General features: G+C 67.3%; 13 protein-coding genes. 9 read left to right on the top strand and 4 right to left on the bottom strand.

What is annotated here, in order from left to right; translation table 11 throughout:
* Positions 1-20: 20 nt before the first annotated feature.
* From LGN17_RS18565 to LGN17_RS18590, 6 genes are all read left to right on the top strand, one after another.
* The gene (locus LGN17_RS18565) at positions 21-248 is read left to right on the top strand and encodes a sulfurtransferase TusA family protein (RefSeq protein ID WP_006402122.1); all 228 of its coding nucleotides are present in this window, start codon (positions 21-23) and stop codon (positions 246-248) included.
* Positions 249-457: 209 nt separating this feature from the next.
* Positions 458-871 carry a peptidase gene (locus LGN17_RS18570; RefSeq protein ID WP_226198075.1) on the top strand — a complete coding sequence of 138 codons (414 nt, stop codon included), beginning with the start codon at positions 458-460 and terminating at the stop codon, positions 869-871.
* 269 nt (positions 872-1,140) lie between these two features.
* Positions 1,141-1,845 (top strand): response regulator transcription factor, encoded by a 705-nt coding sequence (locus LGN17_RS18575; protein WP_027784223.1) that lies wholly within the window; start codon positions 1,141-1,143, stop codon positions 1,843-1,845.
* Entirely contained in the window at positions 1,842-3,203 is a 1,362-nt protein-coding gene (locus LGN17_RS18580) for a FecR domain-containing protein (protein ID WP_226198076.1), read from the top strand. The genes LGN17_RS18575 and LGN17_RS18580 overlap by 4 nt, the downstream gene beginning before the upstream one ends.
* Positions 3,204-3,213: 10 nt before the next feature.
* Complete coding sequence (locus LGN17_RS18585) at positions 3,214-5,601, top strand: CHASE2 domain-containing protein (RefSeq protein WP_226198077.1); 2,388 nt, start codon at positions 3,214-3,216, stop codon at positions 5,599-5,601.
* Between the two features lie 37 nt (positions 5,602-5,638).
* Positions 5,639-6,253, top strand: a complete 615-nt coding sequence (locus LGN17_RS18590; RefSeq protein ID WP_226198078.1) for a DUF4136 domain-containing protein — start codon at positions 5,639-5,641, stop codon at positions 6,251-6,253.
* Positions 6,254-6,316: 63 nt separating this feature from the next.
* Here the strand turns inward: LGN17_RS18590 and galU are convergent, their stop codons facing one another.
* Entirely contained in the window at positions 6,317-7,201 is an 885-nt protein-coding gene (gene galU / locus LGN17_RS18595) for a UTP--glucose-1-phosphate uridylyltransferase GalU (protein WP_226198079.1), read from the bottom strand.
* Positions 7,202-7,288: 87 nt separating this feature from the next.
* Positions 7,289-10,156, bottom strand: a complete 2,868-nt coding sequence (locus tag LGN17_RS18600) for a valine--tRNA ligase (protein WP_226198080.1) — start codon at positions 10,154-10,156, stop codon at positions 7,289-7,291.
* 235 nt (positions 10,157-10,391) lie between these two features.
* On the opposite strand from LGN17_RS18600, the gene LGN17_RS18605 reads away from it, so the two are divergent.
* Both LGN17_RS18605 and LGN17_RS18610 read left to right on the top strand, forming a co-directional pair.
* The gene (locus LGN17_RS18605) at positions 10,392-12,755 is read left to right on the top strand and encodes a UvrD-helicase domain-containing protein (protein ID WP_226198081.1); all 2,364 of its coding nucleotides are present in this window, start codon (positions 10,392-10,394) and stop codon (positions 12,753-12,755) included.
* Positions 12,752-13,549, top strand: a complete 798-nt coding sequence (locus LGN17_RS18610; protein ID WP_226198082.1) for a 5'-methylthioadenosine/adenosylhomocysteine nucleosidase — start codon at positions 12,752-12,754, stop codon at positions 13,547-13,549. Before LGN17_RS18605 ends, LGN17_RS18610 begins: the two co-directional genes overlap by 4 nt.
* Positions 13,550-13,623: 74 nt before the next feature.
* Here the strand turns inward: LGN17_RS18610 and LGN17_RS18615 are convergent, their stop codons facing one another.
* Positions 13,624-14,862: an MFS transporter gene (locus LGN17_RS18615; protein ID WP_226198083.1), complete on the bottom strand. Its 1,239-nt coding sequence runs from the start codon at positions 14,860-14,862 to the stop codon at positions 13,624-13,626.
* A 407-nt stretch (positions 14,863-15,269) separates the two neighbouring features.
* On the opposite strand from LGN17_RS18615, the gene LGN17_RS18620 reads away from it, so the two are divergent.
* Positions 15,270-16,943 (top strand): methyl-accepting chemotaxis protein, encoded by a 1,674-nt coding sequence (locus LGN17_RS18620; protein WP_226198084.1) that lies wholly within the window; start codon positions 15,270-15,272, stop codon positions 16,941-16,943.
* 106 nt (positions 16,944-17,049) lie between these two features.
* Here LGN17_RS18620 and LGN17_RS18625 read toward each other — a convergent pair whose 3' ends face one another.
* Entirely contained in the window at positions 17,050-17,925 is an 876-nt protein-coding gene (locus LGN17_RS18625; RefSeq protein WP_011351755.1) for an HlyD family secretion protein, read from the bottom strand.
* Between the last annotated feature and the right edge of the window lie 11 nt (positions 17,926-17,936).

A 17,936-nucleotide genomic window follows, 5' to 3' on the forward strand; every position in this document is an offset into this window, starting at 1 on the left:
CATTCGAAGGTCGACAGCCGATGCAGATTCACAAGGAAGTGGACGCGCGCGGGCTCAATTGCCCGTTGCCGATCCTGCGTGCCAAGAAAGCGCTCGCCGATATGGAAAGCGGGCAAATCCTCAAGGTGCTCGCGACCGATCCCGGTTCGCAGCGCGATTTCGCCGCGTTCGCGAAGCAGACGGGCAACGAGATCGTCGAATCGACGACGCAGGACAAGACCTTCGTGTTCCTGATGCGCCGCCGCTGACGGCACGCATCACGGTGCCGGCCACGCCTGGCGCCGGCCGCACATCGCCGGCCACGCTTCTCTGACAATTCTTAAACCTCGCTTCGTGATCGGCTGCGTATACTGACCCGGCCGGTCGTCCGCTCCCAGCGGATGCGCCGGCCACGGTACGTCGTATGGCAGGCACGGGGGCCATGCCTGACGCTACCGTCGTACAACGGGGAGAGGACATGTCCTTCAGACCAGGGACCATTCGAAGTCCGTCCGGAGCGGAACGCAGCGCATCGGGACTGAGCCGTATCGAGCTTGACCCGCAACAGGATCGCCACGCGCGTGCCGCGTTGGAGGCCTACGCGGATTCGGCCGCGGCCGAGATGCCGTGGCTGGCCGAGTGGCTCGACGAACGGCTGCGCGATGCCGCGCAGGACGACGGCGCGGGCCTGACCTACTGCGGTGCGACGATCGAGCGCGTGTTCGATCTGGCGCAGGCGTGGGCGGCGAGCCAGCCGGACTACGCGGCCACCGCGTGGGAGCGCGTGCGCGGCCAGCTGCAGCGGATGCTGGCACAAGCGGCGCGTCCGGAGCCGCTGTCGCATCGCGTGCCGGACGATGATGTTGCCGAGCAGGTGGCAGACATCGATTAGGCGCTCGATTGCACGGCGGGAAGGATTATTCGAAGAAAAGACGGCAGTCCGCGCAATTTATTGGCGAATTTCATACTACTATGATGAAATCGCCGGTTCGTCCGTGCCCCGTTTTTTGAGATATTTAGCCGGGGTCGCCGGTTTGCGCAGGTGGCGCGAGCGGCGAACGACGGCTCGCCGGCCGGTATCCGGAAGCCGCGCGCATGCTGCGCGGCCGGGTGGGGGCGGGGAGCTGAACTGGACGAATCGATTTCGATTTGCGGGGTGCTATGAGAATTGCTGTACTGGATGACGATCCGGCCCAGACGGATTTCGTCAGTCAAACGCTGACGGCCATTGGCCATACGTGCTATGCGTTCAAGGAAGGCAAGGCCCTGAAGAAGCGCCTGCAGCGCGAGACCTTCGATCTGCTGGTGCTCGACTGGAACGTGCCCGACATGTCCGGCGAGGAAGTGCTGAAGTGGGTGCGCGCCAATCAGACCGAGCACAGCCTGCCGATCATCTTCATGACGAGTCGTGACGACGAGGCGGGGATCACGCAGATCCTCAACGCCGGCGCCGACGACTACGTGGTCAAGCCCGTGTCGGGCCCGATCCTGCGCGCACGCATCGGCTCGCTGCTGCGTCGCGCGTATCCGGTCAACGCCGAGGCAACCGTTCGCGAATTCGATCAATTCCGTTTCGACGTGAACCTGAAGCAGGCCTACGTCGGCGACAAGGCCGTGAGCCTCACGCAAAAGGAATTCGAGCTCGCGCTGCTGCTGTTCCAGCACCTCGACCGGCCGCTGTCGCGCGCGCACATTCTCGATCTCGTGTGGAAGCAGGCGACCGACATCCCGTCGCGCACGATGGATACGCACATCTCGATGCTGCGCACCAAGCTTGGCCTGCGGCCCGAAAACGGCTATCGCCTCGCGCCGATCTACGGCTACGGCTACCGGCTCGAGCGGGTCGGCCAGGGAGAACCGGAGTGACCACGGGAATCATGCAGCGCACCGCGAACCTGCGCACGGTAGCGCTGCGCGCGGCGTGCGCGGTCGCGTTTGCGTTCGCCGCGCAGCATGCGGCTGCCCAGCCGCCCGAGGCGGCGGGCAAGATGGCCGTCTACCGCACGCAGGCGGGCGACACGCTTTACGACGTCGCCACGCGCTACCTGCAGGGCGCGGACGACTGGCAACTGCTCCAGCGGATCAACGGCGTGCCCGCGCCGAAGCATCTGCAGCCCGGCATCGCGCTGAAGCTGCCGGTGGCGCGCCTGCGCAAGGAAAAGCTGACCGCGCGCGTCGTCGCGGTGCAGGGCTCGGCCGAACGTGCGTCCGGCGACGCTTATGCGCCGCTCGCGAACGACGCGACGCTCGCCGAAGGCGATCGCGTGCGCACGGGCCCGAACGGCTTCGTGACGCTCGAGCTCGCCGACGGCACGCACATGAGCCTGCCGCCCGACAGCCAGCTCGCCCTGAAGACGCTGCGCCGCACGGTGCTGACCGGCACGCTCGATCGTGAGTTCGAACTGACGCGTGGCTCGGTCGACAGCGAGGTCACCCATCTGAAGAAACGCGACGACCGCTTCCAGATCCGGTCGCCGTCGGTCGTGGCAGGCGTGCGCGGCACGCACTTTCGCGTGAACTACGACGCGGCCGGCAATGCGTCGACGCGCGTCGAAGTGCTCGACGGCACCGTCGGCGTGGCGGGCGATCGCCGGTTGGCCGATCCGACGCTCGTGCATGCGAATTTCGGCAGCGTCGCGACATCGTTCGGGGCGGTCGGCGCGCCCGTCGAGCTGCTGCCCGCGCCGGCGCTCGCGCATCCCGACAAGGTGCAGGACGAGCCCGACGTCGCATTCGACGTCGCGCCGCTCGCCCAGGCGCATGCATATCGTGTCCAGCTCGCGCACGACGCCGGGCTGCTCGACCTGTTCCGCGAAACGCGCACCGATTCGCCGCGCGCGGTCTTCCACGACGTGCCGAACGGGAACTACTTCGTGCGGGTCGCCGCGATCGATGCGAACGGCCTCGAGGGCCGGCCGCGGACGTACGCGTTCGAACGCCGCGTGATGGGGCTCGACGCGAGCGCGTCGCCCGGCGCCGGCGGCTACGAGTTCCGCTGGTCGCCGAGCGGTTCGGGCAAGGGTGCGCGCTACCGGTTCGTGCTGTCGCGCTCGAAGGATCTGAGCGCGCCGGTCGTCGACCAGGTCGGCCTGCATACGCGCCAGATCACCGTCGCGCACCTGCCTCCGGGCGACTATTTCTGGGCCGTGACCGTCGAGGAGTTCGAAGGCGGCAAGTTCTACGAGAAGACCAGTCCGGTCGGCGCGTTTACGCTGTCGCGCTGATCCGCGGCGCATGAAACCCGATTCCGTTTCCCCGCGGAGGCACCTCGGCCGCCGCTTCCTGATCGAATGGATCGCGATCGGCTGCCTCGGGATCGCGGTGATCCTCGCGTGCGCACTCGGCAGGCTGTCGGCGAGCGTCGACGGGCTGCTCTACGACCGGTTGCTGATGCTGCGCAGCCTGCCGTTGTCACCCGACGTGGTCGTCGTCGACATCGACAACCAGAGCGTGTCCGCGCTCGGCCGCTGGCCGTGGTCGCGCGACGTGCATGCGCGGCTGCTCGACACGCTGGCGCGCGCGCAACCGGCCGCCGTCGTCTACGATGTGCTGTTCACCGAACCGTCGCCGGAAGATCGCGCGTTCGCGGACGCGATGAGCCGCGTGCCGACCTTCCTGCCGGTGCTGCTGAGCCCCGAGCAGGCCGACGGCTCGCGGACCGTCGAGCCGCCGGTGGCCGCGCTCGCCGCGCGCGCGACGGGGCTCGGTCACATCAACCTCGAAGTCGATCCCGACGGCATCGTGCGCAGCGTGGCGCTGTTCGAAAGCGACGGCCGGGTGCGTTGGCCGCAACTGATGGTGCCCGTCTACCGCGCGATCCAGGCCGGCCGGCTGCATCCGGTCGGCGGCGCGCCGGGCGCGAACGCGCACGACCTGTCGCGCGACGCGGCCGACGAAGGGCGCTACCTGATCCCGTTCAGCCGCAATACGCCCGCGTATCCGACGCTGTCGTTCGACGACGTGCTCGAAGGGCGCGTGAAACCCGATGCGCTGCGCGGCAAGATCGTCGTCGTCGGCGTGACGGCGTCGGGCCTGTACGACCGGTTCGCCACGCCCGTGTCCGGCGAATTCGGGCCGCTCGCCGGCGTGTATATCCATGCCAACGTGCTCGACATGCTGGCGACCGGCAGTGCGATCTCGCCGGCGTCGCGCGCGGGGCTGTTCGCCGCGTCGCTGCTGCCGCTCGCCGCGCTGCTGGGCGGCTTCCTGATGCTGTCGCCGTGGCGCGCGCTGCTGCTGACGCTGAGCCTTGCCGCGCTCTCGGTCGTCGCGAGCATGGCGCTGCTGTTCGAGGCGCGCGTCTGGCTGTCGCCGGCGCCCGCGATCTTCGGGCTGATCGCCGTCTACCCGATCTGGAACTGGCGGCGCCTGGAAATGACGATGTCGTACCTGCGCCGCGAACTGCAGCGGCTCGCCGACGAGCCGCACCTGCTGCCCGAGGCGCCGCGCACGCGCGACGTCGGCGGCGACGTGCTCGAGCGGCAGATGGCGCTGATGGCGCAAGCCGCGCAGCGCGTGCAGGACATGAAGCGCTTCGTGTGGGACAGCCTCGACAGCATGCCCGAGCCGATCTTCGTGACCGACCTGGCCGGTACCGTGCTGATCGCGAACCATGCGGCGAAGCGCTACGGGTCGCGGCTCGCGCTGCCGCTGCCGGAAGGGCGGCCGCTGCGCACCGCGCTCGGCGAGCTGACGTTCATGAAGACCGTCGACGGCAACGCCGAACACGATGCGGCGATTCGCGAGCACTGGCCGGCCGTGCTCGACCCGACGCTCGAGGCCGAGCATGACGCGATGGCGCGCGGCATCGAGGTGCGCGACCGCGACGGGCTCGACCATCTGCTACGCTACGCCGCATGCACGAACGCGCAGGGCCGCGTGACGGGCTGGATTGCCGGCCTCGTCGACGTGACCGAGCTGCACGCGGCCGAGCGGCATCGCGAGGAAGCGCTGCACCTGCTGTCGCACGACATGCGCTCGCCGCAGTCGTCGATCCTCGCGCTCGTCGAGATCGAGCGCGATCGCTGCGAGACCGACGCGATGCGCGAGCTGCTTGCGCGGATCGAGCGCTACGCGCACCGTGCACTGTCGCTCGCCGACGAGTTCGTGCAGTTGGCGCGCGCGGAGTCGCAGGCGTACCAGCTCGAGGCGACGAGCCTCGTCGACGTGCTGATCGATGCGAGCGACGAGGTGTGGCCGCAGGCGCAAGCGAAGCACATCCGCATCGACACCGAGGTTGGCACCGACATGTGCTGGGTGCGCGCGGATCGCTCGCTGATCACGCGCGCGTTCGTGAACCTGCTGAACAACGCAGTCAAATACAGTCCGTCTGCGACCGTGATCACGTGTACGCTAGCGGTCGAGCACGCGTCGAAACGGATGTTCTGTACGATTCGCGATCAGGGATACGGCATTGCGCCGGAAGATCAGCGGCATCTGTTCGAGCGTTTCAAGCGATTCCATGCCGGCGAGCGGCCCGAAATCCCGGGTTCCGGGCTCGGCATGGCATTCGTGAAGACGGTCGTCACGCGCCATGGGGGCAGCGTGTCGGTCGACAGCGTGGTGGGTGTCGGCACCGCGGTGACGGTGTCGCTGCCCGCGATCGACGAGCCGTCCGCCTGACAGGGCCGGGCGCGACGGCAGGCATTTGGGGAAAGCCATGAGAAAGGAATGGGCAGCGACCGCGCTGGCGGCGTCGCTGTTGACGGGTTGCGCCGGCGTGACGAGCGGCGTGAGTGCGCTCGGGCAGCCGAACGCGTTCGCATCCGATGCGCACAGCTACGATTTCGTGCGAACGGCCGCGCAGGCCAATGATGCCGAATACCGGCAGGTCGAGGCGCTTGTGCGCGACGAACTCGCGCACCGCGGCTTCGAGGCGAGGCCGCTCGCGGCCGCGCGCTACCGGTTGTCGATCGCGTATGCGACGCAGCCGGCCTCGGTCGCGGCGCGCGCCGACGGGTGCGGCGCCGCGAGCAGCGCATGCGTGACGGTCGACGGGCCGGCGCCGTTTGCGCTGCCGTTCATGGGCCGCGTGTATCGCCATGTGCTGACGCTGCGTTTCGTCGACGCGAAATCGGGCGTCGACGTCTACCGCGTATCGGCCGCGCTGCGCGATCGCGATCCCGGCACGCAGCAGGCCGCGCCGGCGCTCGTGAAGAGCGCGCTCGCGAAGGTGCCGTTCGACGGCAGCGGTGGCTGGCTCGTCAAGACGAAAAAAGACGACGCGGGCGGGATGCCGGGCGTCGTCTCGGTGAAGCCGGCCGACGTGCGTTGAGCGCCGGCGGCCGATGAGGTGAGGGCGGGCTCGCCGGAGTGAGCCCTCGTGCCCTTGCCGCGTTCAGTCGGCCGGGTGTGCGCCGCCGCGTGCGCGCAGGTACGCGTCGAACTCCGCGCCGACTTCCGCGTGCCGCAGCGCGAATTCGACCGTCGCCTTCAAGTAGCCGAGCTTGCTGCCGCAGTCGTAGCGCGTGCCCTGGTACTTGTAGGCCAGCACTTGCTCATCGGCGAGCAGCGCCTGGATCGCGTCGGTGAGCTGCAGCTCGCCGCCCGCGCCGGGCTTCAGCGCGCGCAGGTGCTCGAAGATCCGCGGCTTCAGGATGTAGCGGCCGACCACGCCGAGGTTCGACGGCGCGACTTCCGGCGCCGGCTTCTCGACGATCGCCGACATCTTGACGATCGACTCTTCCCACTCCTTGCCGTCGACGATCCCGTACGACTTCGTCTCCGACGGCGGGATCTCTTCGACGCCGATCACCGAGCTGTGATAGTGGTCGAACACGTCGACCATCTGCTTCATCACGGGCGGGTTGCCGTCGAGCAGGTCGTCGGCGAGGATCACCGCGAACGGGTTGTCGGCCACGAGCTTTTCCGCGCACAGCACCGCATGACCGAGGCCGAGCGCTTCCGGCTGGCGCACGTAGAAGCAATCGACATGGCTCGGCTTGATGCTGCGCACGAGTTCGAGCAGCTTTTCCTTGCCGCGCGCCTCGAGTTCGGCCTCGACTTCGTACGACTTGTCGAAGTGGTCCTCGATCGCGCGCTTGCTGCGCCCGGTGACGAAGATCATCTCGGTGATACCGGCGGCGATCGCTTCCTCCACTGCGTACTGGATCAGCGGCTTGTCGACGACCGGCAGCATTTCCTTCGGGCTTGCCTTCGTTGCCGGGAGGAACCGTGTGCCGAGACCGGCAACGGGGAACACCGCCTTGGTAACTTTCAACATGATCGAACCTTTATTCCTGTAATCGACTTGTCAGACGGTCTATGTTCACGTTGCAATTATAGTGAACGCAAACGACCTTACGGTTTGTTACGCAGGCAACCGATCGAGCTGCGCGCGCAGTTTCTCGAGCGTGCTCTGGAATTCCGCGACGCGCTTTTGTTCCTGTTCGACCACGGCTGGCGGCGCTTTCGCGACGAATGCCTCGTTGCCGAGTTTCGCATTGCACTTCGCGATCTCGCCGGTCAGGCGCGTGATTTCCTTCGACAGGCGCTCGCGTTCGGCCGCGACGTCGATTTCCACCTTCAGTACCAGCTTGTTCGGCCCGACGATCGCGATCGGCGCGCCGTGCGCTTCCTTGTCGAGCGTCGCTTCGTCCGCGAGGATCTGCACTTCCGACAGGCGCGCGAGGGCCTGAACGTACGGCGCGAACGAGCGCAGGCGCTCGGCATCGCCGGCTGCGAGCAGCGGCACCTTGGTGGCCGGCGACAGGTTCATCTCGCCGCGCAGGTTGCGGCACGCGTCGACGATCGCCTTCAGGTCGGCCACCCATTGCTCCGACGCCTCGTCGATCTTCTGCAGGTTCGCGATCGGGTACGCCTGCGTCATCAGCGATGCTTCGCCCTCGGCCTTGCCCTGCGGATAGCGGCCGGCGAGCGGCGCGACCTTCTGCCAGAGTGCTTCGGTGATGAACGGGATGACCGGGTGCGCGAGGCGCAGCACCGTCTCGAGCACGCGCAGCAGCGTGCGGCGCGTCGCGCGCTGCTGTTCCGGCGTGCCGTTCTGGATCTGCACCTTCGCGAGTTCGAGATACCAGTCGCAGTACTCGTCCCACACGAACTTGTAGATGCTGCTTGCGATGTTGTCGAAGCGGTAATCGGCGAAGCCCTTCGCGATGTCGGCCTCCGTGCGCTGCAGCAGCGACACGATCCAGCGGTCGGCCGCCGAGAAGTCGAGGTAGCCGCCCGGGCCGCAATCGCCCGCACCGCAGACTTCCGGCTTGTCGCTGCCGCAGTCGTGACCTTCGCAGTTCATCAGCACGAAGCGCGTGGCGTTCCACAGCTTGTTGCAGAAGTTGCGATAGCCTTCGCAGCGCGCGAGGTCGAAGTTCACGTTGCGGCCGAGCGTCGCCATCGACGCCATCGTGAAGCGCAGCGCGTCGGTGCCGAACGCGGCGATGCCGTCCGGGAATTCCTTGCGCGTCTTCTTCTCGATCGTCGCGGCCTGCTTCGGGTTCATCAGGCCCGTCGTGCGCTTCGCGACCAGCGTGTCGAGGTCGATGCCGTCGACGATGTCGATCGGGTCGAGCGTGTTGCCCTTGCTCTTCGACATCTTCTGGCCTTCCGCGTCGCGCACGAGGCCGTGCACGTAGACGGTGTGGAACGGCACCTTGCCCGTGAAGTGCGTGGTCATCATCACCATCCGGGCGACCCAGAAGAAGATGATGTCGAAGCCCGTGACGAGCACCGACGACGGCAGGAAGTGCTTCAGTTCAGGCGTTTCGTTCGGCCAGCCGAGCGACGAGAAAGGCACGAGCGCCGACGAGAACCACGTGTCGAGCACGTCTTCGTCGCGCTTCAGCGCACCCGTGTAACCCTTCGCGGCAGCCTGCGCGCGCGCTTCTTCCTCGTGGCGCGCGACGAACACCTCGCCGTTCTCGCCGTACCACGCGGGAATCTGGTGGCCCCACCACAGCTGGCGCGAGATGCACCAGTCCTGGATGTTCTCGAGCCACTGGTAATAGGTGGTCGTCCAGTTTTCCGGGACGAACTTGATCTGGCCGCTGCGCACGACGTCGAGCGACGTTTCCGTGATCGACTTGCCGGGATTGAACGTGCCTTCCGGCGCCGGCTTCGTCATCGCCACGAACCACTGGTCGGTCAGCATCGGCTCGATCACGACGCCCGTGCGGTCGCCGCGCGGCACCATCAGCTTGTGCGGCTTCACCGAGTCGAGGAAGCCCTGCGCATCGAGGTCGGCGACGATCGCCTTGCGAGCGTCGAAGCGGTCGAGGCCGCGATACTGCTCGGGGCCGTTGTCGTTGATCTTCGCGTCGAGCGTCAGGATCTCGATCGGCGCGAGCTTGTGGCGCTGGCCGACCTGGTAGTCGTTGAAGTCGTGCGCCGGCGTGACCTTCACGACGCCCGTGCCGAACTCGCGGTCGACGTAGTCGTCCGCGATCACCGGGATCTCGCGGCCCGTCAGCGGCAGCGTGACGAGCTTGCCGATCAGGTGTGCGTAGCGCTCGTCTTCCGGGTGGACCATCAGCGCGACGTCGCCGAGCATCGTTTCCGGGCGCGTTGTCGCAACGGTCAGCGAACCCGAGCCATCGACGAGCGGGTAGCGGATGTGCCACAGGTGGCCGTTTTCTTCTTCGCTGACGACTTCGAGGTCCGACACGGCGGTCAGCAGCACCGGATCCCAGTTGACGAGGCGCTTGCCGCGATAGATCAGGCCCTGTTCATAGAGCGTGACGAACACGTCGCGCACGGCGGCCGACATCTTGTCGTCCATCGTGAAGTATTCGCGCGACCAGTCGGGCGACGCGCCGAGGCGGCGCACCTGGCCGGTGATCGTCGAACCGGATTTTTCCTTCCATTCCCACACGCGCTCGACGAACTTCTCGCGGCCGAGGTCGTGGCGCGACACGCCCTGTGCGTCGAGCTGGCGCTCGACGACGATCTGGGTCGCGATCCCAGCGTGGTCGGTGCCGGGCACCCACAGGGTGTTCTCGCCGAGCATCCGGTGGTAGCGGGTGAGGCCGTCCATGATCGTCTGGTTGAACGCGTGGCCCATGTGCAGCGTGCCCGTCACGTTCGGCGGCGGCAACTGGATCGAGAAATCGGGGCGGGCCGGATCGAAGGCCGGGGCCGCATAGCCGCGCTTTTCCCACTCCGGCCCCCATTGGGATTCGATGGTGTGGGGCTCGAAGCTCTTCGCAAGCGTGTTGTCGCTCATGTTGGAAATCTGCCGAAAAATGCGTGAATTGGATGCTGAATCTGACAATTATAAATGCATCTATATAGATGGTCGGTCGCTGATATTGGCGTATCCATACTGGCCAGCCATTGCGTGCCCTGCGTGTCGGCGTTCCGCGGCCTTCGCAGCATGCCTGCACGATAGCGAACGGCAAGCTTCGCGGCCGACTTATAATGTCGGGTCCGCATTTTTCTCGCCCGTTCGCTGCCGCTCCATGCCCGACCTGCTCGCCAATCTGAACCCCGAACAACTCGCCGCCGTCACGTTGCCGAACGAACCGGCGCTGATCCTCGCCGGGGCGGGCAGCGGCAAGACCCGCGTGCTGATTACCCGCATCGCGTGGCTGATCCAGCAGGGCTACGCATCGCCGCCCACCGTGCTCGCCGTGACCTTCACGAACAAGGCCGCGCGCGAGATGATGGCGCGCCTGTCGGCGATGATGCCGATCGACACGCGCGGAATGTGGATCGGCACGTTCCACGGCCTGTGCAACCGGATGCTGCGCACGCACTGGCGCGACGCCGGCCTGCCGCAGACCTTCCAGATCCTCGATACGGCCGACCAGCTGTCCGCGATCAAGCGGCTGATGAAGGCGGCGAACGTCGACGACGAGAAGTACCCGCCGAAGAACGTGCAGTACTTCATCAACAACGCGAAGGAGCAGGGGCTGCGTCCCGACAAGGTCGACGCGTCCGACAACTTCAACCGCAAGTTCGTCGAGCTGTACCAGGCTTACGACCAGCAGTGCCAGCGCGAGGGCGTCGTCGATTTCCCCGAGCTGCTGCTGCGCTGCTACGAACTGCTCGCGTACAACGCGCCGCTGCGCGCGCACTACCAGGCGCGCTTCAAGCACATCCTCGTCGACGAGTTCCAGGACACCAACAAGCTGCAGTACGCGTGGCTCAAGATGCTCGCGGGCGGCCAGAACGCGATCTTCGCGGTCGGCGACGACGACCAGTCGATCTACGCGTTCCGCGGCGCGAACGTCGGCAACATGCGCGACTTCGAAGACGAATTCCGCGTGCGCAACCTGATCAAGCTCGAGCAGAACTACCGGTCGCACGGCAACATCCTCGACGCGGCGAACCAGCTGATCTCGAACAACGCGCACCGCCTCGGCAAGAACCTGCGCACCGATGCGGGCCACGGCGAGCCCGTGCGCGTGTATGAGGCGAGCACCGATTCGCAGGAAGCCGGCTGGATCGTCGAGGAGATCCGCTCGCTGATCAACACCGGGATGGCGCGCAGCGAAGTGGCCGTCCTGTACCGCAGCAACGCGCAGTCGCGCTCGATCGAGCACACGCTGATGTCGTCGGGCATCCCGTATCGCGTGTACGGAGGCCTGCGCTTCTTCGAGCGCCAGGAAGTGAAGCACGCGCTCGCGTACCTGCGCCTGATCGACAACCCGAACGACGACACCGCGTTCGTGCGCGTCGTGAATTTCCCGACCCGCGGCATCGGTGCGCGCTCGATCGAGCAACTGGCCGACGCCGCGCGCCTGTACGGCTGCTCGATGGCTGCCGCGATTCCATACGTGACGGGCAAGGCCGGCACGAGCCTCGGCGGGTTCGCAAACCTGGTCGCGAAGATGCGCGCCGATACGCAGCACATGAACCTGCCCGATACCGTCGAGCACATCGTGCGCGCCAGCGGTCTTGCCGATTTCTACCAGGGCGAGCGCGAAGGCCAGGACCGTCTCGAGAACTTGCAGGAACTGGTGAACGCGGCCACCGCGTTCATTGCCGAGGAAGGCTACGGGCTCGACACGCCGGCCCGCTCGATCCCGCTGCGCGCAGGTGCGATCGCGGCGCCGGCGCTCGGCACCGCGACGGACGATCCGGCGCTCGACGTGCTCGATCCGGTATCGCCCGCCGACCCGGCACAGAACCCCGACACGATGACGCCGCTCGCCGGTTTCCTGTCGCATGCATCGCTGGAGGCCGGCGACAACCAGGCTCAGGCCGGGCAGGACGCCGTGCAGCTGATGACGGTGCACGCGGCGAAGGGGCTCGAATTCTCGGCCGTGTTCATCACGGGTCTCGAGGAAGGGCTGTTCCCGCACGAGAACAGCGTGCTCGAATCGGACGGCCTCGAGGAAGAGCGCCGGCTGATGTACGTTGCGATCACGCGCGCGAAGGAGCGGCTCTACCTGTCGTTCGCACAGAGCCGGATGCTGCACGGCCAGACGCGCTACAACGTGCGCTCGCGCTTCTTCGACGAGCTGCCCGAACACGTGCTCAAGTGGCTGACGCCGAAGGTCGAGGCCGGTTCGCGCTGGGGCGGCCGGTCGGACAACGCCGGGTACGGTCGCGACTGGTTCGCGCGGCCGGGCGGCGGCAGTCGCGAGCAGATCGTCGACCCGGCCGTGTCCGCACCGCTGCCCGCGTTCGCGGACAAGCAGCGCGCGGCCGATGCCGGTTTCCGGGTCGGCCAGCAGGTGTTCCACACCAAGTTCGGCGAAGGCACGGTCACCGCGCTCGAGGGCAACGGCACCGATGCGAAGGCGCAGGTGAAATTCAAGCGGCACGGCGAGAAGTGGCTCGCGCTCGCGGTCGCGAAACTGCAGGCGGTGGAATGATGGGCATCGACAACTTTGCGACGCCCGTGGCTCGTCCGCTCGGCATTCTGGCCGCGCTGCCTGAGGAACTCGGCGACCTGATCGCCGCGATGCGCGCCGACGGCGCGATGAAGACGGTCACGCTCGGCCGTCGCGATTATCACGTCGGCACCGTGCATGGCGCGGCCTGCGTCGTGACGCTCGCGCGGGTCGGCAAGGTCGCGGCCGCTGCGACGGTCAGCGCGCTGATCCACGTGTTCGGCGTGGCGGGCGTCGTGTTCACCGGCGTCGCGGGTGGCGTGTCGCGCACCGTGCGCGTCGGCGATGTCGTCGTGGCCGATACGCTGCTGCAGCACGATCTCGATGCGTCGCCGCTTTTTCCTCGCTACGAGGTGCCGCTGCTCGGCATCACGCGTTTCGCGACCGACGCAGCGCTGACGGCAAGCCTGCGGGCCGCGTGCGCGCAATTCGTCGAGGAAGAGGGCGCGCAGTTCGCCGCGCGCTTCGGCCTGGCCGGTGCGACGCAGCACACGGGGCTCATCATCAGCGGCGACCGCTTCGTGTCGAGCGAGCGCGAGGTCGTCGCGCTGCGTGATGCATTGCCGGATGCGCTCGCGGTCGAAATGGAAGGGGCCGCGATCGCGCAGGTGTGTGCGGAGCACGACGTGCCGTTCGCGCTCGTACGGACGATTTCCGATACGGCCGACGATCATGCAACGCAGTCGTTCTCGCACTTCCTGTCGGCGATCGCGAGCAGCTATTCGTCCGGCATCCTCAAGCGTTTCCTGACGCTGCATGCGACGACGGCGGCCTGAAGCCGCCGTCGTTTGCTTCACTCCTTCATTCAAGCCATTCGACCGGCCGCGGCGCGCACGCCACGGCCGCCTCGTCACGCTTTCTTGCGCCGGCTGCTTTCGAGGTTAGGCAGGAACACCGTCAGCACGCCGATCAGCGGCAGGAACGAGCACACCTTGTAGACGAACGCGATGCTCGTCGCGTCGGCGAGCTGGCCGAGCACGGCCGCGCCGACCCCGCCGAGGCCGAACGCGAAGCCGAAGAACAGGCCCGCGACCATCCCGACCTTGCCGGGCATCAGTTCCGTCGCGTAGACGAGGATCGCGGCGAACGCCGATGCGAGCACGATGCCGATGATCACGGTCAGCACGCTCGTCCAGAACAGGTTCGCGTACGGCAGCAGCAGCGTGAACGGCGCGACGCCGAGGATCGATACCCAGATCACGTACTTGCGGCCGACCCGGTCGCCCACCGGCCCGCCGATCAGCGTGCCGGCCGCCACGGCCGCGAGGAACACGAACAGGTGGATCTGCGCGGCCTGCACCGACAGGTGGAACTTGTCGATCAGGTAGAACGTGAAATAGCTGTTGATGCTCGCGAGGTAGAAGTACTTCGAGAACACGAGCAGCACCAGCACGCCGATCGCGCCCATCACGCGGCCGCGCGACAGCGTCGGGTGGCCGGCCGCCACGGCCTTCTTCTTCATCGACGGATGCTTTTTGTACCAGTGGCCGATCTGCGTGAGCACGATCATCGCGACGAGCGCGGCCGCCGAGAACCACGCGATGCTGTGCTGGCCGTGCGGAATGATCACGAGTGCGGCAAGCAGCGGCCCGAGCGCGGAACCCGCATTGCCGCCGACCTGGAACACCGACTGCGCGAGCCCGTGCTGGCCGCCCGACGCCATCCGCGCGACGCGCGACGATTCGGGATGGAACACCGACGAGCCGCAGCCGACGAGCGCCGCGGCGACCAGCAGCATCGGGAAATTCGGCGCGACCGACATCAGCAGCAGCCCCGCGAGCGTGAAGCCCATGCCGACCGGCAGCGAATACGGTTTCGGACGCTTGTCGGTATAGAGGCCGATGAGCGGCTGCAGCAGCGACGCGGTGATCTGGTAGGTGAGCGTGATCAGGCCGATCTGCGCGAACGACAGCGCGAACTGGCTCTTGAGCATCGGATAGATCGCGAGGATCAACGACTGGATCATGTCGTTGAGCATATGCGAGAAGCTGATCGCGCCGAGCACCGGGTACACGGTGCGGGAGACGGGGGGCGCGGGCGGCTGGGTGGCGGCTGCGCCGGCGGAGCCGGTGTCGAAGCTGGTTTCCATGTGAGAGCTGAACGAGTTGAGGTGGCGGGCGCGCTCTGCTGGGGATGGGCGCGTCTTGAATCGTTGCTGCGTCAAAGAAGTGTAATGTGGCGTATCGAGAATGTCCGGACAAGTTTTGTCGTGAATCGGACATTCATCCGATGGATCGGTCGGTGCCCGCTTTTTTGGCCGGGTATAACGCTGGCGGCGCGCCTGCCCGTCAGCGGGGCCGCGCCCGGGGCCGGTGCGTGGTTTCCCGGACTCAAGAAACGGCGGTGGCGGCCGTAGAACGACCCAATGACAACAGGCGCGCCGCGCCCGGCGCCGGCTATCCGCCGGTGCGGGCGCAGGACGCGCGGCATGGCCAGCCATCGCGGGAATGCCGGGACCGACCTTTCCGGCTGCGTGATCAATACGGGGATAGTTCGATGAAAGCAGCATCTTTGCATCCACAGCCAGGTGCGGCACCCGCCGCCCCCGACGTTGCCGCCGGTCGCGCCGCCCGGCGCCTGCGGGCGGCGCGTCGCGAGCGCCGGCCGTGGACCGTCAAGGCGACGTTGCGCGCCGCATTCGCGATCCTGCTCGCCGGTACGCTGGCGATCGGCATGTTTTCGCTGTGGCAGATCAGCCGGCTGAATGCGTCGATCGCGTCGGTCTACGAGCAGGGTCACGTCGCGAGCCGCGCGGCCGAGGAGGTCCGGGCCGAAATGCTGCGCGCGAGCCGTGCCCAGAAGATGCTGCTGACTGCGACCACCGCGAAGGAGCGCGACGAACTGGGCGCCGAGGTGAGCGCGGGGCTCGCGTCGATTGGCCAGGCGCTCGGCACGCTGCAGCGCTACGCGGATCCGGCCGATGTCGACGATTCGGCGCGGCTGCGCGCATTCTCGACGGCGGTCGGCACATGGCGTGCGCACCTGCGTGACTTCGTCGAACTCGTGCGCGCGCAGCCGCTCGACCTGTCGCAGATGAACTGGCAGGTCGGCACGCAGGACGTGTCGCTGCTGGTCGAAACCGGCAAGCTCGAGAAACTCGTCGCCGAACTCGTGAAGACGCGCGGTGCGAAGTCGAAGGCGACGCTCGATGCGTCCGCCACCATTTTCTCGTCGTCGTTCGCGATGATCGCGGCGATGACGGTTGCGCTGATCGTGCTCGCGGTCGTGATCGCCGAACGCGTCGTGCGCCGTCTCGCGTCGCAGCTCGGCGGCGAGCCCGCGCACGCGAAGGCGATCGCCGCGGACATCGCGCGCGGCGACCTGACGCGACCCATCGAGCTGGGCCGGCACGACCGCGACAGCATGGTGCGTGCACTGGCCGAGATGCAGACGGGGCTCGCGGCGACGGTCGGCGAAATCGCGGTCAGCGCCGAGGCGATCGCGGCCGCGTCGGGCGAGATCTCCACCGGCAATCTCGATCTGTCGAAGCGCACCGAGCAGCAGGCCGTCGCGCTCGAACGCACCGCGGCCAGCATGGAGCAGCTCACGTCGACCGTCCGGCAGAACGCCGAGAACGCGCGGCAGGCGAGCGCGCTCGCGGCCAATGCATCGGCCGTCGCGGAGACGGGTGGGGAAGTCGTCGGGCGGGTGGTGGCGACGATGAGCGAGATCGACGACAGCGCGAAGAACATTCGCGACATCATCGGCACGATCGAGGGGATCGCGTTCCAGACCAACATTCTCGCGTTGAACGCGGCGGTCGAGGCCGCCCGTGCCGGCGAGCAGGGGCGCGGCTTCTCGGTGGTTGCGGGCGAGGTTCGCCTGCTCGCGCAGCGCTCGGCGACCGCGGCGAAGGAGATCCGCGCGTTGATCGGCGCGTCGGTCGAGCGTGTCGCGAACGGTGCGGCGCTCGCGCACGATGCGGGCCGCACGATGGGCGACGTCGTGCGCGCGGTCAAGCGCGTGACCGACATCATCGGTGAAATTTCAGCCGCTTCGGACGAGCAGAGCGCCGGGATCGACGAGATCGGCCGCGCGGTCACGCAGATGGACGCTGGCACGCAGCAGAATGCGGCGCTCGTCGAACAGGCTGCTGCCGCGGCGAACGCGCTCGACGAGCAGGCGCAGGCGTTGAAGTCGCTGGTCGGGCGCTTTCGCATCGCGGCCTGAGCGCGCCCGGCAGCGGGCCGGCTGGCCGTGACGCGCGCATCCGGCGGGTTGCCGGCTGTTCCGGGAAGGAAGCGCCCGGGCGGGGCGCCGTCCGGGCGTGCCGCGCTTACGACTTCTTCTGCTTGTCGGGATCGATGATGACCGTGCAGGTCGTGCCTGCCGACAGCACCACGTCGGCCGGCACGTCGTCGATCTTGATGCGCACCGGCACGCGCTGCGCGAGGCGCACCCAGTTGAAGGTCGGGTTCACGTCCGCGACGAGGTCGCGGCTCTGCGGGTTGTCGCGATCGTAGATCCCGCGCGAGATGCTTTCGACGTGGCCCTTCATCACGCCGCCGCTCATCAGCCGCATCTCGGCAGGCGCGCCGATCTTCACGCGCGGCAGCTTGGTTTCCTCGAAGTAGCCGTAGACCCAGAACGAATGGCTGTCGACGATCGCGAGCTTCGCCTGGCCGGCCACCGCGTAGTTGCCCTTGAACGTCTGCAGGTTCGTGATGTAGCCGTCGACCGGCGCGACGACGCGTGTGCGCTCGAGGTTGAGCTTCGCGGCATCGAGCGCGGCGATCGCCTGCTGGTACTGCGCATCGGCGCTCGACGCGCTGTGCGCCGCGTTCTCGCGGTTTTCCTTCGACACGACGAGCGCGTCGAGATCCGCGCGGCGGGCCGCGTCGTCACGGCGCATCTGCAGTTCCGCGCGACGGGCGGCGACGGCCGCTTGCGCCTGCTCGACCGCGATCTGGTAGTGCGACGGGTCGATCTGCATGATCAGGTCGCCCTTTTTCACGAGCTGGTTGTCATGCACGGGCAATTCGACGATCGCGCCCGACACGTCCGGCGCGACGTTGACGATCTCGGCGCGCACGCGCCCGTCGCGCGTCCACGGATCGTCCATGTAGTGCACCCACAGCGAGCGCCCGATCAGGATCGCGACGAGAAGAATGACGGCGGTCGCGACGAAGCCGAAGAGTTTTCTGAGAATCATGATGGTTCGGA

Origin of the sequence: Burkholderia sp. AU30280, from assembly GCF_020420125.1 — a bacterium.
Classification (GTDB): Bacteria; Pseudomonadota; Gammaproteobacteria; order Burkholderiales; family Burkholderiaceae; genus Burkholderia.